This window comes from Rhodococcus sp. NPDC060086 (assembly GCF_042730275.1).
Classification (GTDB): domain Bacteria; phylum Actinomycetota; class Actinomycetes; order Mycobacteriales; family Mycobacteriaceae; genus Rhodococcus.
This window is the reverse complement of record NZ_JBHWWZ010000004.1, coordinates 105,909-124,990: the sequence shown is the minus strand read 5'-3', so window position 1 is coordinate 124,990 and position 19,082 is coordinate 105,909. Positions and strand designations below refer to the sequence as shown.

Annotated in this window: 18 protein-coding genes; 1 reads left to right on the top strand and 17 read right to left on the bottom strand. The window is 66.1% G+C overall.

Translation table 11 applies throughout. From position 1 onward, the window contains the following. Positions 1-11: 11 nt before the first annotated feature. The 9 genes from ACFWB0_RS04585 to ACFWB0_RS04545 all read right to left on the bottom strand — a co-directional run bounded on the left by ACFWB0_RS04585 (position 12) and on the right by ACFWB0_RS04545 (position 9,295). The gene (locus tag ACFWB0_RS04585; protein WP_378489245.1) at positions 12-407 is read right to left on the bottom strand and encodes a hypothetical protein; all 396 of its coding nucleotides are present in this window, start codon (positions 405-407) and stop codon (positions 12-14) included. Then, a complete protein-coding gene (locus tag ACFWB0_RS04580; RefSeq protein WP_378489244.1) occupies positions 392-1,174 on the bottom strand; it encodes a LytR/AlgR family response regulator transcription factor in 783 nt (260 codons plus the stop codon). Before ACFWB0_RS04580 ends, ACFWB0_RS04585 begins: the two co-directional genes overlap by 16 nt. A 31-nt stretch (positions 1,175-1,205) precedes the next feature. Continuing rightward, positions 1,206-2,429 carry a sensor histidine kinase gene (locus ACFWB0_RS04575; RefSeq protein WP_378489243.1) on the bottom strand — a complete coding sequence of 408 codons (1,224 nt, stop codon included), beginning with the start codon at positions 2,427-2,429 and terminating at the stop codon, positions 1,206-1,208. Between the two features lie 46 nt (positions 2,430-2,475). Beyond that, positions 2,476-4,110: a Na+/H+ antiporter gene (locus ACFWB0_RS04570; protein ID WP_378489242.1), complete on the bottom strand. Its 1,635-nt coding sequence runs from the start codon at positions 4,108-4,110 to the stop codon at positions 2,476-2,478. Between the two features lie 83 nt (positions 4,111-4,193). After that, on the bottom strand, positions 4,194-4,382 hold the full coding sequence (locus ACFWB0_RS04565; RefSeq protein WP_378489241.1) for an antitoxin: 189 nt from the start codon (positions 4,380-4,382) through the stop codon (positions 4,194-4,196). 94 nt (positions 4,383-4,476) lie between these two features. Beyond that, complete coding sequence (locus ACFWB0_RS04560) at positions 4,477-4,761, bottom strand: antitoxin (protein ID WP_378489240.1); 285 nt, start codon at positions 4,759-4,761, stop codon at positions 4,477-4,479. Positions 4,762-4,856: 95 nt separating this feature from the next. After that, positions 4,857-7,334, bottom strand: coding sequence for an HAD-IC family P-type ATPase (locus tag ACFWB0_RS04555; RefSeq protein WP_378489239.1), 2,478 nt, complete (start codon positions 7,332-7,334; stop codon positions 4,857-4,859). A gap of 114 nt (positions 7,335-7,448) precedes the next feature. After that, the gene (locus ACFWB0_RS04550) at positions 7,449-8,567 is read right to left on the bottom strand and encodes an MBL fold metallo-hydrolase (protein WP_378489238.1); all 1,119 of its coding nucleotides are present in this window, start codon (positions 8,565-8,567) and stop codon (positions 7,449-7,451) included. Further along, the gene (locus ACFWB0_RS04545) at positions 8,564-9,295 is read right to left on the bottom strand and encodes an enoyl-CoA hydratase (RefSeq protein WP_378489237.1); all 732 of its coding nucleotides are present in this window, start codon (positions 9,293-9,295) and stop codon (positions 8,564-8,566) included. The genes ACFWB0_RS04550 and ACFWB0_RS04545 overlap by 4 nt, the downstream gene beginning before the upstream one ends. A 149-nt stretch (positions 9,296-9,444) precedes the next feature. Here ACFWB0_RS04545 and ACFWB0_RS04540 point away from each other — a divergent pair, with 149 nt between their 5' ends. Beyond that, positions 9,445-10,431: an Acg family FMN-binding oxidoreductase gene (locus tag ACFWB0_RS04540; RefSeq protein WP_378489236.1), complete on the top strand. Its 987-nt coding sequence runs from the start codon at positions 9,445-9,447 to the stop codon at positions 10,429-10,431. 24 nt (positions 10,432-10,455) lie between these two features. On the opposite strand, the gene ACFWB0_RS04535 is transcribed toward ACFWB0_RS04540, so the two are convergent. The 8 genes from ACFWB0_RS04535 to ACFWB0_RS04500 form a co-directional block, all read right to left on the bottom strand. After that, a complete protein-coding gene (locus tag ACFWB0_RS04535; protein WP_378489235.1) occupies positions 10,456-12,411 on the bottom strand; it encodes an ABC transporter ATP-binding protein in 1,956 nt (651 codons plus the stop codon). Beyond that, positions 12,408-14,141, bottom strand: a complete 1,734-nt coding sequence (locus tag ACFWB0_RS04530) for an ABC transporter ATP-binding protein (protein ID WP_378489234.1) — start codon at positions 14,139-14,141, stop codon at positions 12,408-12,410. The genes ACFWB0_RS04535 and ACFWB0_RS04530 overlap by 4 nt, the downstream gene beginning before the upstream one ends. 87 nt (positions 14,142-14,228) lie before the next feature. Next, on the bottom strand, positions 14,229-15,203 hold the full coding sequence (locus tag ACFWB0_RS04525; RefSeq protein WP_378489233.1) for a glycine betaine ABC transporter substrate-binding protein: 975 nt from the start codon (positions 15,201-15,203) through the stop codon (positions 14,229-14,231). Next, a complete protein-coding gene (locus ACFWB0_RS04520) occupies positions 15,200-15,937 on the bottom strand; it encodes an ABC transporter permease (RefSeq protein ID WP_378489232.1) in 738 nt (245 codons plus the stop codon). The genes ACFWB0_RS04525 and ACFWB0_RS04520 overlap by 4 nt, the downstream gene beginning before the upstream one ends. Continuing rightward, on the bottom strand, positions 15,934-17,199 hold the full coding sequence (locus ACFWB0_RS04515) for an ATP-binding cassette domain-containing protein (protein ID WP_378489231.1): 1,266 nt from the start codon (positions 17,197-17,199) through the stop codon (positions 15,934-15,936). Before ACFWB0_RS04515 ends, ACFWB0_RS04520 begins: the two co-directional genes overlap by 4 nt. Continuing rightward, positions 17,199-17,840 carry an ABC transporter permease gene (locus tag ACFWB0_RS04510; protein ID WP_378489230.1) on the bottom strand — a complete coding sequence of 214 codons (642 nt, stop codon included), beginning with the start codon at positions 17,838-17,840 and terminating at the stop codon, positions 17,199-17,201. The genes ACFWB0_RS04515 and ACFWB0_RS04510 overlap by 1 nt, the downstream gene beginning before the upstream one ends. 127 nt (positions 17,841-17,967) lie before the next feature. Then, complete coding sequence (locus ACFWB0_RS04505) at positions 17,968-18,171, bottom strand: hypothetical protein (protein WP_378489229.1); 204 nt, start codon at positions 18,169-18,171, stop codon at positions 17,968-17,970. 11 nt (positions 18,172-18,182) lie between these two features. Continuing rightward, positions 18,183-19,070: an SPFH domain-containing protein gene (locus ACFWB0_RS04500; protein WP_378489228.1), complete on the bottom strand. Its 888-nt coding sequence runs from the start codon at positions 19,068-19,070 to the stop codon at positions 18,183-18,185. Positions 19,071-19,082: the final 12 nt, after the last annotated feature.

The following is a 19,082-nucleotide window of genomic DNA, read 5'->3' as shown; positions in this document are numbered from 1 at the left end:
GGTGTGGAACGTCAGTCGTCGGTGAGGTCGGTGAAGTCCTGCTCATTGCGTTCGGCCAGGCGCACATACAGCCACGCACAGCCCAAGAGCAGGAGATACGAAACGAAGCCCAGGAGGATCCATGGCATCCGCACCTTCCACAGGGTGAAGTCGGCCAGCGCGGGAAACAGGGCCAGCACCACGGGGATTGCGCCGAGCAGGCACACCGGGACCACTGCGATCCGCAGGGCGAGTCCGAGTTGGGCGCGCACCAGACCCCGAACCATCGCGTCGCCCACCTCGGTCTGTTGCTGCACTTCGACCCGGGTGCGCACCATGCGCGCGCCGCGCCTTTTCGCCAGCACGACACGTTCGCGGTGCGGTCCGGCGGCGGGGCGTGTGCCCGGGCCGGTCACCGCGACGTCCACGACTGCATCGGACCTCGGATCAAGCGGTCCTTGAGTTCACGAGTGTGGCGACGGCTCACGGGCAGTTCGACCGGGGCTTGGCCACCGGCGGGTTTCATGCACACCACGAGCCCCGTCCCGGCGCTGCGGATACCGGTCACCAACGGCAGCGACACCAGGTAGGAGCGGTGGACGCGCAGGAAGCCTGCGTGCGCCCAGCGGCTCTCGAGCGACGAGATGGGAATGCGTACGAGGTGCGAACCGGTGTCGGTGTGAAGTCGTGTGTAGTCGCCGTCGGCTTCCACCCAGCGCACCGTCGACCGCGACACCAGGGTGGTCACACCGCCGAGTTCGACGGGAATCACCTCGTCGCGTGCCTCCGCATCGGCAGGCTCGGGTGCCGCAGGCGGGTGACGTTCGACGATGCGACGCACGGCCTCGGCGAGCCGTTCCTCCCGCAACGGTTTGAGCACGTAGTCCACCGCGCCCAGGTCGAACGCCGACACGGCCCGGTCGTCGTGCGCGGTCACGAACACCACCGACGGCGGCGACGCGAAGTTCCGCAGGATCCCTGCCAGTTCGAGCCCGTCGAGGCCCGGCATGTTGATGTCGAGGAACACAGCGTCGATCCCGCCGTCGCGCAGCAGCCGCAGCGCGGTGGTCGCGTCGCCCGCGGTGTGGACCTGCCCGATCTCGGGCCGGGCACGCAGCAGGTAGGCCAGCTCGTCGAGCGCGGGTGGTTCGTCGTCGACGGCGAGCACGGTCAGGTTCTCGGTGTTCTCATTCACAGCGAACTCATCGTGCCACGAACGATTCCGGTCACGGCCGGATACCCGCGCGGAATTTCGGCACCCGCATGCTCACCTTGGTCCCTGCGCCCGGCGCGGTGTCGACGACGAGGCCGTAGTCGTTGCCGAACGCGGCGCGCAGACGGTCGTCGACGTTGGCAAGTCCGACGTGCGCGGATTCCTTGATCCCGCTGCCCTCGGTGCCGTCGGCGGTCGAATCGAGTACTCCCGACCGCAGCAGTTCCGGGTCCATGCCGACACCGTCGTCCTCCACGCTGATGATGCAGTCGGTGCCCTCATCGGCCGCGACGATCGTGATGGTGCCTGCGCGCGCCGACTTACCGGCGATGCCGTGCCGCACCGCGTTCTCCACGAGTGGCTGCAATGCCAGGAACGGCAACGCGACGTTGAGTACCTCGGGCGCGACCTGCAACCGAACCTCGAGTGAGTTGCCGAAGCGGGCGCGTTCCAGCGTCAGATATCGGTCGATGTTGCGCAGCTCGTCGGCGAGCAACGTGTATTCGCCGGTCGCGCGGAACGAGTAGCGGGTGAAGTCCGCGAAATCGAGCAGCAACTCGCGGGCCCGGTCGGGGTCGGTGCGCACGAACGAGGCGACCGTGTTCAGTGCGTTGTAGATGAAGTGGGGGCTGATCTGTGCCCGCAGCGCACGTACCTCGGCGCGGTCGAGGCGAGCGCGGGACGCATCGAGTTCGGCGAGTTCGAGCTGGCTGCACGCGTATCTGGCCACCTCGGTGAGCGCGCCGAGCAGCGCAGGACCCGGGTCGGTGGTGGTGACGACACCGAGCACACCCGCGACACCGACCTCGTCGATGACCAGCGGCTGCGCGACCACGGCACGCGCCGCGACATCACCGAATCCGCGTTCGAGAGAACTGTGCCCGACGAGGACGCGCCGCTCACCGTCGATCGCGCGGGCCGCCGCATCCTGGACCTGCTCGGACAATGTTTCGAACGGCCCGTCCCACGCGAGCATGAGTCCGTCCGCGTCGAACAGAGCCACCGCCTGCGCCTCGGCGAGAAGCATCCGCAGGTGCGGGGCTGCTTCCTGCGCGGAGGCCGCATCCAGGCCGCTGCGCAGCGGTCGCGCAGCGAGCGACGCGGTGTGCAGAGTTGCGTGGACGGCCCGCTCGGCGGGTGTCGTGACAACTCGGCGCGTGCGCGCCCACACCGCGGCGATCCCCGCGGCAACGCACAGTGCCACGACAGCGACGACGAGCAGGACGGTTCCGGTCACGGATCTACGCTACGACGCGCATGAACGAAGATGCGCACCGAACGGATCAGTCCCGGCCGCGCCGGTCGATCCGCTCCTCCGCCGCGGCCTCTTCGACATCGAGACTCTCGAGTTCGGTCCGGAGCGTTTCGTCGTCGAGCGTGCCGTCGTCGCGCGCGGCGATCAGCGCGGTGCGTTGGGCACGCAGTACGGCACGACGGAACCGGTCGAACAACACACCCGCGTCCGGACTCTGCTCGACCTCGATCTCCGATTCGGCCCGCTCGACGTCGGCACGCGCCTGGATCGACCGGTCGACGCGCTCGAGGATTCGGCGCACCGCGTCGGCGTCGGTTCCTTCAGGGAGCTCCACGGACAGGGCGTGCAGTCTGCTTCTCGCCGCAGCGGAACTGATCGACCGGGCCAATGCACGCTGTTCTTCGGCCCGCAGCCGCTCGTACGGATCGGTGACGTCGAGACGGCGGATCAGCGCGGGCATGGTCGAGCCCTGGATGAGCAGGGTGCCGACGGCGACGACGATCGCAGTGAGATGAATGATCTCCCGGCCGGGGAACGGCTCACCGGAGGCGAGCATGAACGGGATGCCGCCTGCGGCGGCGAGCGTCACGACGCCGCGCATCCCGGCCCAGGACACCACGACGTGTTCTCGGAAGCTGAGCGTGTCGCGGCCGAGTCTGTGCAATCCGGCCTTCCGGACTGCTCGTCGCCGGCTCCAATTCAGCAGGCCCCAGGCCGGACGGACCAGCATGACCACGACCAGCACCGCGAACGCATACAGCAGAATCGTGACGACGTCGTAGCCGTTGTCGGTCACTTCGTCGAGAACGAACTTCAGCTGTAATCCCATGTACGCGAACACGAACATCTCGAGCAGTGTGTCGAGACTTTCCCAGACGAAGCGTTCCTGGAGTCTGGTCGAGACCGACAGGTCGGTCGACCGGTGCCCCATGTAGAGGCCGGCGGCGACGACCGCGAGCACCCCGGATGCGTGGATTTCCTCGGCAACGAGATACGCGGTGAACGGAATGACCAGGCCCAGCGCTGTTTCCAACGACGGATGATCCATACGGGAACGCACCCAATGCACGGTCACCGCGAGAACCAGACCCACCGCGACACCACCGACGACCTCGTAGCCGAAGAACACGACGGGCGAGTCGACGAATACCTGTGTGCCCACGACCGTGGAGACCGCCACAGTGAACAGCGTCAGGGCAGTGGCGTCGTTGACCAGGCCTTCACCGGTGAGGATGGCGATGACCCGCTTCGGCAGACCGAGTTTCTGCCCGACCGCGACCGCGCTGACCGCATCGGTGGGCGCGACGACGGCACCGAGGACCAGTGCCGCGCCGAAGGTGAGTTCCGGGACGAGCCATTCCGCGAAGAACGCCACGGCGAATGCGGTGACGAGGACCGTCCCGACACCGAGGCGAAGAATGTGCGACAGGTTGCGTTTGAAGGTGGGAACCGAGAACCGCAGCGCAGCCGAGTACAGCAGCGGCGGCAGGACCACCCCGAGGAGGACGTGCGGTTCGAGTTCGAGCTGTGGCAGGCCGGGGATGAACGACGCGAGGGCCCCGATCACGACGAGCACCAGCGGGGCCTGCAAATTTCCGCGGTTCGCCAGTCCGGTGACGGCGATCGCCGCGATGACGACGAGAAGAATCCAGGTTCCGCTCACCTGGTCGATTGTGCGTCAGGGGCCCGTGTCGCGGGCCCGAAGCGCAACGCCCCACGCACGAGGCATGCGTGGGGCAGGAGGCCTCAGACGGTGCCGAGGCCCTTCTTCGCCGCATCCTGGGCGCTGTCGACCTTGTCGGCGAACTTGCCGCCGGTCTTGTCGTCGGCCAGGTCGCCGACCTTGTCGATCGCCTGGTTCACCTTGTCCGGGTGCTGGGCGGCCAGATCTTTGCCCTTGTCGACGATGCCTTTGACCTGATCCATGAATCCCACAGCGTGTCCCTTTCGTTCGGCTATCGAGCGAAGAAATCCTCGCACAGCCGGGAAAGGGAGACGGCGGAGCACACGGACACGTCGACGGACTGCGCTATGGGGTGCGCGGCCCCGGTTGTGCCTCCGGGCCAGGATCGGACTGTGGCCCGGGGTCGCCGCCGGCACCGGGTTGGGCGCCGGGCGCGGGATTGCCGGAAGTGCCGAGGTGCTTCTTCGCAGCGTCCTGCGCCTTGTCGACGTGTTGCGAATACTTGCCGCCGGTCTTCCCGTCGACCGTGTCGCCCGCCTTGTCGATGTACCCCTGGACCTTGTCGGGGTTCTGTGAGGCGTAGTCCTTGCCCTTACCGAGCAAACCCTTGAGCGAATCCATCAAACCCATGCCGTCCTCCTTCTGTGGGTGGAGTCGTCGACACGATTTCCCGCCCGAGAGGCCTTGCGAAACATGCACCGACGAATCCAGGCAGCGGTCGACGGTCAGTGTACTCCCGGGAGCAGGTCGTCCGGGGCTGCGAACAGACGCCGGTGCTCGCCGTGCAGGCGCCCCGAGACCCACCAGATGACCTCGACGAGCACCACACCGATCGCACCGCACGTCACCGCGATCGTCGAATAGGCAACGTTGGACGGGTCCAGCGCGAAGAATTCGCGCGTGGCCGGAACCGAGAACAACACGACGTAGCCGAGCAACGAACCGGTCAGCAAGACGATCTTCCACCACTGGTACGGGCGTGCCACCACAGCCAGAACCCACAGCGCGATCATGATCAGCGTGATCAGCGCCGACGTCCCGGCCTGGATCTTCTGCTCTTCGGTCTGATCCGGCCCGCCGTAGACGAGCACGTAACAGACAAACGTGGCCACACCGGTCACCACGCCCGACGGGATCGCCAGACGCATCACCCGCGACACGAATCCCGACCGCGCACGCTCGTTGTTCGGTGCGAGCGACAACAGGAACGCCGGGATACCGATGGTGAACCACGCCGCGATCGTCACGTGTCGCGGAAGAAACGGATACGGCAACGGCTCGAAATCGAAAACCTGCGACAGCGCCCCCGACACACCTATCAGGAAGGCCAGCAACACCGAGTACACGGTCTTGGTGAGGAACAGGTTGGAGACGCGTTCGATGTTGCCGATCACGCGGCGCCCCTCCCCCACCACGTACGGCAGGGTCGCGAACTTGTTGTCGAGCAAGACGATCTGCGCAACAGATCGGGTCGCCGGGCTGCCCGATCCCATCGCGACCCCGATGTCGGCGTCCTTGAGCGCCAGCACGTCGTTGACACCGTCGCCGGTCATCGCGACGGTGTGTCCCCGCGACTGCAGGGCGGCCACCATCGCACGCTTCTGATCCGGTCGGACGCGTCCGAATGTCGTTGCGGATCCGACGGTCTCGGCAAGTTCGGTCGGGTCGTCGGGCAACGTGCGGGCGTCGATCGGACGGTCACCGCCTTGAAGTCCCAGCGACGACGCGACCGCACCCACCGATACGGCGTTGTCGCCGGAGATCACCTTGACGTCGACCTTCTGACCTGCGAAGTATTCGAGAGTGTCCTGCGCGTCGGGCCGGATCCGTTGCTCGAGCACCACCAACGCTCCAGGTGTCACGGTGCCGGGAGCATCGGGGTCGTCGACGGGACGGTCGCCCGAGGCGAGCAGCAGCACCCGCAAGCCCTTCGCTCCGATCTCCTCCGCCTTCAACGCGAAATCGGATGTGGGGTCGAGCAACACGTCGGGCGCACCGAGCAGCCAGTTGCCGTGGTTTCCGTAGGACTGCCCGCTCCACTTCTTCGCCGACGAGAACGGCGCGACCGCAGTCGATTCCCCCCATCCCGGACCGTCCGGGAACGCCTCGCCGATCGCGAGCACACTCGCGTTCGGTCGCGGATCGTCTGCAGCGAGCGCCGCGAGCGCCGCACGTGCGGTATCGAGATCGGTGCCGTCGGCGGGAACGACGTCCGCCAACCGCATTCCGTTCTCGGTGAGTGTGCCGGTCTTGTCGGCGCACACGACATCGACGCGAGCGAGACCCTCGATGGCGGGAAGTTCCTGCACGAGACACTGTCGGCGTCCGAGCCTGATCACGCCCACCGCAAACGCGATCGACGTCATCAGCACGAGCCCTTCGGGCACCATCGGCACGAGCGCGGCCACCATACCGCTGAGCGCCGGCCCGAGTGCCTCACCGCTCGAGAACAACTGGTTGTAGATGATGAGCAGGCCCGCGGGAATCATCAGGTAAGTGATGAACTTCAGGATCTTGTTGATCCCGGCATTGAGTTCGGAATGCACCAGCGTGAACTTGCTGGCCTCGTCCGCGAGCCGGGCCGCATACGCATCGCGTCCCACCTTCGTCGCCCGGTACGCACCGCTGCCCGACGCCACGAAACTGCCCGACATCACCGTCGAGCCCGGTGTCTTGTCGATCGCGTCGGCTTCGCCGGTGAGCAGCGATTCGTCGAGTTCGAGTGCTGCTGCATCGACGACGACCCCGTCGACCACGAGCTGGTCGCCGGGGCCGAGTTCGATGATGTCGTCGAGCACCACCTCGCGCGGCGACAGCTCTGCGGACATGCCGTTTCGGCGCACCACCGGTTTGGCCTGCCCGACGATCGCAAGCTTGTCGAGTGTGCGTTTGGCACGCACCTCCTGGATGATGCCGATCCCGCTGTTCGCGATGATCAACAGCCCGAACATGCCGTCGATGATCGACCCGGTGAACAGCACGATCAGGAAGAGCACACCGAGGATCGCGTTGATGCGCGTGAACACGTTGGCGCGCACGATGTCCTTGACCGACCGTGACGCCCTGTCGGGAACGTCGTTGGTCTCGCCCCGCGCGACCCGTTCGGCGATCTGCTCGGTCGTCAGCCCGTTCGCGACATGCGTCGCGTCGGTCTCGATCGTCTCACCCGGCCCTAACGTCACGGTGGGCTCGTCTGCTGTCATGCCGATCAGGCTATGCCGTGAGCCGACATTTTTTTCAGTGCCCTCTGGTGCACAACCCTGCCGGAGCTGATCGCGCATTCCTCCATGCTGTTGTGGCCGAGGTCGGAGGTGAAATCAGCCGAGGTCGACCCACCACTGCTGGTCCGCACGCGGCCGAGACACGTCCACCCGCTGCCCCGGCATCGGGACGGCCGTCGCGACATTGTTCTCCTGCGCTGCAGGCAACAGACGGGCGATCGGTTCCGACCATGCGTGGAACGCGAGGTTGAACGTGCCCCAATGCACCGGCACGAGGAGGCTGTCACGGCGCTCGGTTCCGCCGAGGTCGAGGTGGGTGCGCACCGCCTCTTCCGGGTTCATGTGGATGTCGGGCCACCGTAGGTCGTACGCCCCGACGGGGAGAAGTGTCAGGTCGAACGGCCCGTACTTCTCGCCGAGGTCGGCGAAGCGGCGGGTGTATCCGCTGTCACCGCCGAAGAACACCGAATGGGAAGGCCCGGTGAGCACCCACGACGACCACAACGTGATGTTGCGCTGCAGACCGCGGCCCGAGAAGTGGCGGGCCTCGGTGCAGGTCACCTTCAGTCCGTCGATCTCGGCGTGTTCGTCCCAGTCGAGTTCGACGATGCGATCCTCGGGTACCCGCCACTTCCGCAGATGCGCTCCCACCCCGACGGGCACGAGGAACTTGGTCCGGGGTTGTGTTGCCGCGAGCGATTCGACGGTGAAGCGATCGAGGTGGTCGTAGTGATCGTGCGAGATGATCACCGCGTCGATCGGCGGCAACACCGACAGTTCCATCGGCATGCGATGCAGACGCATCGGACCGACCGTCGCCGAAGGCGACACCCTGTCGCTCCACACGGGGTCTGCGAGCACCCGATACCCGTCGATCTCGATCAGGACGCTCGAATGCCCGAGCCAGGTCACTGCCAGCGGCGCTGCCTCGACCGGCGCCACGTACGGGGCGATGGGGACTTCACCCTGCGGTGTTCCGCGGGAACCACGGGCGACCAGGTCCTTGACGAACCCACCGCCTGCCTCGGGGCCGAGAGCCTGCGCGGGCTCGGAATTGTGGAAGCGCCCCTCGCGGTACTGCGGCGATCCCGCTGCGTACGGGCGGATGTCGGCAACCGAGGCACCGATCGACGCGGGCAATCCGTGTGCCGCGCGCGCCAACCACACGAGCCCTGCGCCCGCAGCCGCAGAGGAGGCCATCCGCCCGATGTTCATCGGCCGCGGAAGATCGGGTCGCGACGTTCGGCCCGCGCCTGGCGCGCTTCCTGCGCGTCCTCGCTGAGCCACGCCGCGGCAGCTGCCGCCTGCTGTTCGGCGGTGGGGTCGCGGCGAGTTCCGTCGTCGTTGAGAAAGAGCTTGTGCGCGTGCATCGAGAGCGGTGCGAGCTTCGCGATCTCCTGCGCCCACGACTGGGCAGCCGCCAGATCGCCGATCTTGTTGGCCAGGCCGTGGGCCAACGCGTCGTCGGCCTCGATCGCCTCGCACGCGAGCATCACCGTGCGGGCACGACCACCACCGACGAGCGACGCGAGCCGCCGCACCGTCCACCGATCCACCGAGATCCCCAACTTCGCCGCGGGCACCGCGAATCTTGCGCCGGGAGCCACCACGCGCAGATCGGATGCGAGCGCCAGCTGGGTTCCCGCACCGATCGCCGGACCGTTGACGGCGGCGATCACCGGGAGCGGCGCCTCCACGATCGTGCGGAGCAACTCGGCGAGACTCTCGGTGAATCCCTCCGCGTACACATCGCCGGACAGGTCGGCACCCGCACAGAACGACGTACCGCGTCCGGTGATCACGACAACTCGTGCGTCGTCTTCCACGGCCTTCTCCACGGCCTCGCGGATCTCCACACACAACTGTGTGGTGAGCGCGTTGCGGCGTTCCTCACGCTGGAGTTCCACCGTCAACACGGCACCGTCGCGGCTGATTCCGATCATCACTTCCCCATCCTGTTCGACTCGGGCATCCGCATCATCCCACCACCGCGTGCGGTGTTGAAACCGATGACCATTGTCCCTGGACCCGACGACGCCGACAGCGAACAATGGGGACAAGGCCCGACCTGTCGAACGAGGACGGAGCGCTGATGAGCACCCGCATTCCCGATTCCGACGTGGTGCGTATGGCCGTGGATCTCGCGTGCCGCGCACCCTCGGTGCACAACAGTCAGCCGTGGCACTGGCGATACGAGACCGGGGCACTCGACCTGCACGCCGACGCGACGCGGATGCTCGCGGCCACCGACCCTTCGGGCAGGCAGCTCGTCCTCAGCTGCGGCGCGGCCCTGCATCACCTCGAGGTCGCGTTCACGGCCTTGAAATGGTCGACCGACGTCCGACGACTTCCCGACGGCGCACATTCCGATCATCTCGCCACCGTCCGTTTCGGACACGGCGCCCGGCCCGCGTCACACGATTTCGATCTCGTCGCGGCGATCAGGCGCCGTTATTCCGACCGGCGACCGCTCGGAACGCCCGACACGGCCATCACCCGGAGCATCGCGTCGAGAGCCGGGACGGGCGCCGCGCAGGTGACCGTCCTGTCTCCCGAAGCACGTTCGGTGTTGGCCGACGCGACCGAGCGCAGCGCCGCCCTCCGCCGCTACGACACCTCGTACCAGGAGGAGCTGCGCTGGTGGGCGGGGCACACCACCAAGACCACCGGCATCCCGCCCGAAGCACTGGTGACCACGGAACAACATCCCCGGGTCGACGTCGGGCGCCGCTTCCCCGCGGGCAGTAGAACCACCCCGGAGGGAGTCCCGGCCGAAGACGATGCCTCGACGGTCCTGCTGGTCAGCACCTCGGCCGACGAGCGGCACTCGTGGCTGGCCGCCGGCAGGCTGCTCTCGGAACTGCTCCTCGAAGCGACGGTGCACGGCTTGTCGACATGCCCTCTGACCCATGTGACCGAGCTGCCGGGTAGCCGAGAGATCATCGCCGGAGTCACGCCCGACGGCGGTTGTCCGCAGGCACTGATCCGAATCGGGACAGCCGTGCCCGAAGGCAGGCCCGCACCGACGCCGCGGCTTCCCACCGAGGCGGTGCTGTCGGTTGCATCGAGCCGGCGCTGACCGGTCATTCGGCAGCGAGCTCGATCAGCCGTGCTCGACGACCGTCGACTGTTCAGTGCTGTCCACCGTCTCGACAGGGCCGGTGAATTGACTGATGTACAGGTCGTAATAGGCACCGCGGGCAGCGAGGAGCTCCTCGTGGCTTCCCTGCTCGACGATGTGTCCGTCCTCCATGACGACGATGACGTCGGCGTCACGGATCGTGGAGAGACGGTGTGCGATGACGAAACTCGTCCGGTCGGTGCGCAGCGTCGCCATGGCCTGCTGGATGAGCAGTTCGGTGCGGGTATCGACGGAACTGGTCGCCTCGTCGAGGATGAGCACGACCGGCTTGGCCAGGAAGGCCCGCGCGATTGTGATCAGCTGCCGTTCCCCGGCGCTGACGCCTCCGCCTTCCTCGTCGAGCATCGTGTCGTAGCCGTCGGGTAGCGACCGTACGAAATGGTCGACGTGGCTCAGCTCGGCGGCTTCGATCACTTCCTCTCGGGAAGCACTCGGATCGCCGTAGGCGATGTTCTCGTAGATGGTGCCGCCGAACAGCCAGGAGTCCTGCAGGACCATGCCGGTGCGTTCGCGCAGATCGTCGCGGGTCATGCGCTGGGAGTCCACACCGTCGACGCGGATCGTCCCCGAGTCGACGTCGTAGAACCGCATGATGAGGTTGACGAGGGTGGTCTTGCCCGCGCCGGTCGGTCCGACGATCGCGACCATGTGCCCGGGTTCGGCCACCAGCGTCAGGTTCTCGATGAGCGGCCTGTCGGGAACGTAGCGGAACGACACGTCGTCGAAGTCGATGCGTCCGCTGTTGGTCGCCGGGGTCTGCGGGTCTTCCGGATCGGAGCTCTGTTCCTCGGCGTCGAGGATGTCGAAGATCCGTTCGGCCGAGGCCACTCCGCTCTGCAGCAGATTGACCATGGACCCGATCTGGGCGAGCGGCTGGGTGAATTGCCGCGAGTACTGGATGAACGCCTGCACCGACCCGAGACTCAACGAGCCCGACGCGACCTGGAGTCCGCCGACGACGGCCACCGCGACGAAGTTCAGGTTGCCCAGGAACATGATGGCCGGCTGGACCAGACCGGAGATGAACTGGGCGCGCCAACTCGAGTTGTAGAGCTTGTCGTTGCGGGTGTCGAACTCGTTCTCGACTTCCTGCTGCCGACCGAACGCCAGCATCAGTTCGTGCCCGGTGATCGCTTCTTCGACCTGCGCATTGAGTTTGCCGGTCGACGACCATTGCGCAGAGAAGTGCGGTTTGGAACGCCGGGCGATCAGGACGGTCGCGAGGATCGACAGTGGGATCGCCACCAGCGCGATGATCGTGAGCAGCGGTGAGATGGAGAGCATCATGATCAGGATCGCGATGACAGTGAGCACCGAGTTCAGTGCCTGCGAGACGGTCTGCTGCAGGCTCTGCGACAGATTGTCGAGGTCGTTGGTGACTCGGCTGAGCAGATCCCCGCGCGGTGTCGTGTCGTAGTAGTGCAGGGGCAGGCGATGAACCTTCTCCTCCACATCGGAACGCAAGCGCTTGATCGTGCCGACGACGACGATGTTGAGCAGATAGGCACCGACCCACGCGAGCAGTGCCGACCCCACATACAGGGCGAGAACCGTCAGCAGCACCTGCCCGACTGCAGTGAAGTCGATGCCGACACCGGGGGTGAGGTCCATCGAGCCGACCATGTCGGCGAACGTGTCCTGTCCCTGTGCTCGAAGGTCGGCGACCGCCTGATCCTTGGTGGTGCCTGCCGGGAGCATCCGGCCGATGACACCGTTGAAGATCAGGTCGGTGGCGTGCCCCAGGATCCGCGGGGCGATCGCCGTGAGAATCACTGATCCGACGGTCGCGGTCAGGATCACGATCATGAAGCCGCGATACGACACCAGCAGGTGCAGTAGCCGTTTCATGGACGGCACGAACGAGCGAGGCTTCTGCACCGGCGCACCCAGCGGCTGCCTGCCGCCCGGGCCGGTCACGACCGCTCCTCGACGGCGAGCTGCGATCGGACGATCTCGGAGTAGGTCTCGCACGAGTCGAGTAGTTCGTCGTGCCGCCCCAACCCGACGATTCGTCCGCGGTCGAGTACCACGATCTGGTCGGCATCCATGATCGTCGACACCCGCTGCGCGACGATGATCACCGCAGAGGCGGTGGTCGCGGGGCGTAGCGCGGATCTCAGGCGCGCGTCTGTCGACAGGTCCAGCGCAGAGAATGCGTCGTCGAACAGGTAGATGGACGGCCTGCGGACGACTGCCCGCGCGATCGCCAGGCGCTGCCGCTGACCACCCGAGACCGTCGTGCCGCCCTGGGCTATCGGCGTGTCGAGGCCCTGCGGCATCGCGCGAACGAAGTCTTCGGCCTGCGCGATACGTAGCGCCTCCCAGACCTCGTCGTCGGTGGCATCCGGTTTCCCGTAGCGCACAGTGGAGGCGACGGTGCCGGAGAACAGGTACGCGCGTTGTGGGACCAGCCCGATCGCCGCCCGCAATGCGTCGGGGTCGAGATTCCGGACGTCGATGCCGCCCACCAGAACCGACCCGTCGGTGACGTCGATCAGGCGCGGCACCAATCCGATCAGGGTCGTCTTGCCCGACCCCGTCGATCCGATGACCGCTGTGGTGGTGCCGGGTGCGACACGGAACGACATGCCGTCCACCACCGGGCTGTCGGCACCGGGATAGCGGAACTGCGCGCCGCGGAACTCGACGGTGGCCGGATCCAGGGCGAACCCGACCGGCTTTGCCGGACGCACCACCGACGTCTCGGTGGCGAGGACCTCACCGATCCGTTCGGCGCACACGGTCGCTCTGGGAGCCATCATCGCGAGGAACGACGCCATCATGACCGACATCATGATCTGCATGACGTAGCTGATCATTGCACTCAGGGCACCGATCTCCACGCTGCCGTCGGAGATTTCGTGCCCGCCGACCCAGATGATCGCAACGATGGTCACGTTCGTGATTCCCATGACCACGGGGAACATCAACGCCATCATCCGCCCGACCCGCAGGCTCGCGTCTGCGAGTTCGTCGTTGGCGACCTCGAACCTGTCGGCCTCGTGTCGTTCCCGGACGAATGCGCGCACCACGCGGATTCCCGTGATCTGCTCCCGCAGGATCCGATTGACGCTGTCGAGTCGGGCTTGCATCACTCGGAAACCGGGGACCATCACCCGGATGATCAGGGCCATGGTGACACCGAGAACGGGCACTGCCACCGCGAGCACCCACGCCATGGGCGCCGCGACATGAATCCCCATGGCAATCCCGCCGATACACATGATCGGCGCCGTAACCAGGATGAACGAGCTCATCACCAGCAGGAGCTGGACCTGTTGCACGTCGTTGGTCGTGCGGGTGATCAACGACGGCGCACCGAACGTGCCGACTTCACGTGCCGAGAAGGTGTTCACCCGGTGCAGCAGATCGTGGCGGAGGTCGCGTCCCACGGCAAGTGCACCGCGGGCACCGAAGTACTGACCCCACATCATGCAGACCAGTTGCACGAACGTCACCACGAACATCCAGCCACCGATACGCAGGATGTATCCGGTGTCGCCTTTGGCGACACCGTTGTCGATGATGTCGGCGTTGAGAGTCGGCAGGTAGAGCATCGCGGCCGTTGCCACGAACTGCAGGATCACCACCGCCGCGACGTTGACGCGATATCGCGGCAGGTACGCGGCGATCAGACGAATCAGCATGACGCCATCACCCCAACGACAGTAGTAGGCATGATCATGATCGACCAGCGAATTCTCACCTGTCCGGTTGCGTTCGCGTCGTTCGTTCTAGGAGATCAGGCCCTCGGCGATCAACCACTCGTACGCGACCTCGGAGGGCTCCTGCCCCTCGATGTCGACCTTGCCGTTGAGGTCCCGCATCACATCGTCGGTCAGCCGTGCAGACAACGTGCCCATGAGCTCCGCGATCTCCGGGTATTCGGCCAGGACCTCACCGCGGATGACCGCGGTCCCGCTGTAGGGCAGGAAGAACTCCCGAGTGTCTTCGAGGACGACGAGGTCGAGGTTCTTGATCCGTCCGTCGGTGGTGTAGACCATGCCGAAGTTGCAGGGTTCGCCCGCCGCGGTGGAGGTGTAGATCACGCCCGCATCCATCCTGGTCACGTTGTCTGCGGGAACTCCGTTCGGGTCGTTCAACGGGATCCCGTAGGCATCGAGCATCGGAACGAAACCATCCGGACGACTGAAGAACTCGTCGTCCACACAGAACGTGCGTTCCGCGACAGGCAGGCCTGCGATGTCCTCGAGACTCTGCACGCCGAGACGCTCGGCCGTCGGCGACGACGCGGCGAACGCGTAGGTGTTGTCGAAATTCGCCGGCGGTAGCCACACGAGGTCGTATTGCTGTTCCTCGAGCTCACGCACCCGCTCCCAGAGTTCACGCGGATCGGCGATCGTCTCGGTCTGTCCGTGATAGGTCACCCATCCGGTGCCCGTGTATTCCCAGACGATGTCGACGTCACCGTTGAGCAGCGCCTGGCGCGACGACGCCGACCCGGGCGCACCCGTGAGATCGGCGACGTCCGCACCGGCCGCCGCGAGGTAGGTGGCGGTGATCTTGCCGAGAACGACGCCCTCGGTGAAGCTCTTGGACGAAACCGTCACCGACGCACCGGCCAGGGGTTCGCTCCCATCCGGGAGAGCAGCGCTCCGATACGTTCCCGAGGAGCTGACCAGGCCGCACGCACCGAGAACGACCACGCTGACGACCAGGAGAAGAAGGCGAACAGCGTGCGGTTTCATGCGAGGCCTCGGGGGGTCGCGGCGAGCTCGACCAGCCGGCCGAGCCAATCGATGATCATCGCGAGGAGCGCGACCAGGACTGCACCCGAAATGAGCAGAGCGGGAAGGAACAACGTCACGCCCGTGGTGATGAGCGTTCCCAGACTCGGTGCACCGATGAACGTGCTGAGGGTGGCGGTTCCGACGAGGATCACCAGCGCGGTCCGAATACCGTTGAGAATGATGGGTACTGCGAGCGGAAGCTCGACACGGACCAGGGTTCGTGTGCTGGAGAAGCCGATACCTCGCGCCGCCTCGACCACCCGCCGATCCACCTGCCGCAGGCCGACGATCGTGTTCTGGAGAATCGGAAGGATCGCGTATACGACGAGTCCGATCACCGCGGTCCGGAATCCGGTGCCGAGCCACATCGTGAACAGGACGAGCAATCCCACTGCCGGGGCAGCCTGCCCGACGTTCGCCGCGTTGACGACCACCGGATTGAGCCAGCGCATCGAGTCGCGGCTCAGGAGGATCCCGAGCGGCACGGCGATCACGATCACGATCACCGCTGCCACCACCGTCAGCACGATGTGGTCCATGATGGTCGCGCGTAAGTTGCCCCACCCGAGGGCGGCCTGCTCGGTGTCCGTGAACGACGACGTCAGGTACCAATACGCGTAGCCGGCACCGATGACGACAATGATCAGTGGCTCGACCCAGACGTCCACCGGCACACGCCGGGTGCGGTTCATCGCGCCCCCCGCACCGGACCACCGCCGGGTTCGCGGTCGGCACCTTCCTCGTGCGAGGTGTACGACGCCTCGTCGCCCGAACGCACCTCGGCCGTGTATGCGCGGATCACCGCCATGACGGTGCCGATTCTCAGTGCGCCCTGCACCACGCCGCGACCGTCCGTGACGAGAACACCGCCCTGACTCGCGGCGAGCATCATGTCGAGCGCGTCGTTCAGTGTGGACGACGCACTCACCACTGGAAGCCGCACGTCGACGAAGTCGGATATCTGCGGCTTCGTGGCGACTTCGGCGAGAGTCGGCCAGGCACGCGGCCGTCCACGTGAGTCCACCACCGCGATCCAATCGTGGCCGGCAGCGCGAGCCCGATCGATCACCTGCTGGGCCGCCTCCCCGACGGTGGCCGTGACGACGGGCTCGTAGTCGACATCCCGGACTCGCGCCAGCGTCAACTGTGCGAGGGTGGCGCCCGACCCGACGAATTCCTCGACGAACGGAGTCGCGGGGTCGGCGAGAATTTCGGAGGGGGGCGCGTACTGTTCGATGTGGCCACCCTCCGACAGGATCAACACCCTGTCGCCGAGTTTCGTCGCCTCCTGAAAATCGTGTGTGACCAGGACGATCGTCTTTCCCAGTTCTTGCTGGATGGCGAGAAGGCTGTCCTGCAGACGTACTCGGGTGAGCGGATCCACCGCGCCGAACGGTTCGTCCATCAGCAACACCGGCGGATCGGCGGCGAGTGCCCGCGCGACGCCCACCCGCTGCTGCTGGCCACCGGACATGTCCTTGGGTAGCCGGTCGGCGTACGTCTGCGGCTCGAGTCCGACGAGTTCGAGAAGATAGTCGGTGCGTTCCGCGATCTGCTTACGGCTCCACCCCAGGACCCGGGGAACTGCGCCGATGTTCTTCGCGACCGACCAGTGCGGGAAGAGTCCTCCCGATTGGATCACGTATCCGATCGACTGCCTGAGCCGGTCCGGGTTCTCTCCGGTGACGTCCCGGTCGCCGATGAGAATGCGACCTTCGGTCGGTTCGATCATTCTGTTGATCATCTTGAGCGTCGTGGTCTTGCCGCATCCCGAGGGTCCGACGAAGGCCACGATCTCGCCCGCGGCGATCTCGAGGTCCAGCCGCTCGACCGCAGGCTTCGTCTGGCCCCGATAGCGTTTGACCACGCCGTCGAGTCGGATCGATTCTCCGGTGATACGCCGATCCGACCCGTCACCTGCGACGACCTCGGGGGTGGTGCGGTCGCTCGTCATCACAGCCCCTTCGAAATGGTAAGGCGTCCGAGCAGGACGAGGAGGGCATCGAAGACCAACGCCACGACGACGACGAGAATGGTTCCGGTCAAGGCCATCTCGACGGCGTTGGTACCGCCGAGTCGGGACAGACCGTTGAAGATCAAGGATCCGAGGCCCGGACCCAGGACGTAGGCGACGATGGCCGCGACACCGACGACCATCTGGGTCGAGACGCGAATTCCGCTGAGGATGACCGGCCACGCGATCGGCAATTCGACGAACGCGAGTATCCGCCACCGCGCGAGTCCTATTCCCCGCGCTGATTCGACGACCGCAGGCGACACCGACCGCAGGCCCACAACGGCACTGCCGATCACCGGCATCGCCGCGAAGAAGGCGAGCATCACGAACGACGGCGTGACACCGAGTCCGAAGGGAATGATCAGCAGCGCAAGCAGTGCAAGCGACGGGATCGTCAACGCCACGCGGCTGCCGGTGAGTGTGAGCGAGGACAGCACCGGAAGGCGGTAGACCGCAATGCCGATCGCCAACGCGACGAGGCTGCCCACCAGCACGGTCTGGAACGCGAGGGAGGCGTGTTGGTAGGTCAGGAACAGCAAGGTCTCCTCACGTCCCTGGATGTAGCCCCACAAACTCACGGCGTACCTCTTGACCTCGTGACCGAGACGCCCCGTCTTATCGGCGAGGCGCCTCCGGACAAGCTATCCGCAATGGAACGCGGATGTGGGCGGTTCGAACTGTTCTCCCCCACATCGGGAATCCCGGTCATTCCTCCTCGTCGGCGCGGGGACGACCAGGCCTGCGGATCTGCCCGGCATCCCGAGGCATCCGTCCCTCGTCGGTCAAGGCACGACGGAGGACGAACTCGATCTGCGCGTTGGTGCTGCGCAACTCGTCCGACGCCCATCGCGCGAGCGCGTCGTGGACCGCGGGGTCGAGCCGCAGCAGCACCTTCTTACGTTCGGCCATGCCCCATCGTCCTACTGGTAGAGCGAGCCCGCGTTGACGACGGGTTGCGCACCGTGGTCGCCGCAGAGGACGACGAGGAGGTTGGAGACCATCGCGGCCTTACGTTCTTCGTCGAGTTCGACGGTGTTCTCGGCCACGAGCCGGTCGAGCGCGCTGCCGACGATGGTGACGGCGCCATGGACGATCTGCTCGCGCGCTGCGATCACCGCGCCGGCCTGCTGGCGGCGCAGCATGGCCTGTGCGATTTCCGGTGCGTAGGCGAGCTGGTTGATGCGGGTTTCGATGATGCGAACCCCCGCGGACTGCACCCGCTCGTGGACCTCCTCCGACAACCTGGTGGTGATCTCGTCGGCGTTCTGACGCAGCGACATCACCTCGGTGGGGCCGTCGTACGGGTAGCTGCCTGCCACGTGGCGGACGGCGGCTTCGGTCTGGACCGCGACGAATTCTTCGAAGTCATCGACGTCGAACACTGCGCGGGCGGTGTCCTCGACCTGCCAGACGATGATCGCGGAGATCTCGATGGGGTTGCCGTCGGCGTCGTTGACCTTCGCCCTTCCCGTTTCATGGTTGCGGATGCGGGTGGTGATCTTGTGGCGCGAGTTGAGCGGGTTCATCCACAGCAGACCGGGTTCGCGCAACGTGCCCGAGTACGACCCACCGAGCAGCTGCAGAACGCGAGCTTCGTTGGGCTCCACCAATATCAACCCGGTGAGGAGCACGGTGGCGACGACGAAGACCACCGCACCGATGACGATCAGCGGCACGTCGACCTCGATCGCGCCCCACACGATCAGTCCGATCGCGGCGAGCCCCACGACGAGGCCTGCGACGAGCACGACCCAGCCGTTGAACGAGCGACCCGGTCGCTCGACTGTGAATGTGTCCGGTGTGTCCATGAAGCTCCCTCT

Excerpts from the sequence above, each read along its gene's own strand:
- ACFWB0_RS04505 (WP_378489229.1), bottom strand. The coding sequence starts at position 18,171 with ATGGCCGAACGTAAGAAGGTGCTGCTGCGGCTCGACCCCGCGGTCCAC.
- ACFWB0_RS04515 (WP_378489231.1), bottom strand. The coding sequence starts at position 17,199 with ATGACGAGCGACCGCACCACCCCCGAGGTCGTCGCAGGTGACGGGTCG.
- ACFWB0_RS04560 (WP_378489240.1), bottom strand. The coding sequence starts at position 4,761 with ATGGGTTTGATGGATTCGCTCAAGGGTTTGCTCGGTAAGGGCAAGGAC.
- ACFWB0_RS04550 (WP_378489238.1), bottom strand. The coding sequence starts at position 8,567 with ATGAACATCGGGCGGATGGCCTCCTCTGCGGCTGCGGGCGCAGGGCTC.
- ACFWB0_RS04520 (WP_378489232.1), bottom strand. The coding sequence starts at position 15,937 with ATGAACCGCACCCGGCGTGTGCCGGTGGACGTCTGGGTCGAGCCACTG.
- ACFWB0_RS04530 (WP_378489234.1), bottom strand. The coding sequence starts at position 14,141 with ATGCTGATTCGTCTGATCGCCGCGTACCTGCCGCGATATCGCGTCAAC.
- ACFWB0_RS04540 (WP_378489236.1), top strand. The coding sequence starts at position 9,445 with ATGAGCACCCGCATTCCCGATTCCGACGTGGTGCGTATGGCCGTGGAT.
- ACFWB0_RS04555 (WP_378489239.1), bottom strand. The coding sequence starts at position 7,334 with ATGACAGCAGACGAGCCCACCGTGACGTTAGGGCCGGGTGAGACGATC.
- ACFWB0_RS04525 (WP_378489233.1), bottom strand. The coding sequence starts at position 15,203 with ATGAAACCGCACGCTGTTCGCCTTCTTCTCCTGGTCGTCAGCGTGGTC.
- ACFWB0_RS04500 (WP_378489228.1), bottom strand. The coding sequence starts at position 19,070 with ATGGACACACCGGACACATTCACAGTCGAGCGACCGGGTCGCTCGTTC.
- ACFWB0_RS04545 (WP_378489237.1), bottom strand. The coding sequence starts at position 9,295 with ATGATCGGAATCAGCCGCGACGGTGCCGTGTTGACGGTGGAACTCCAG.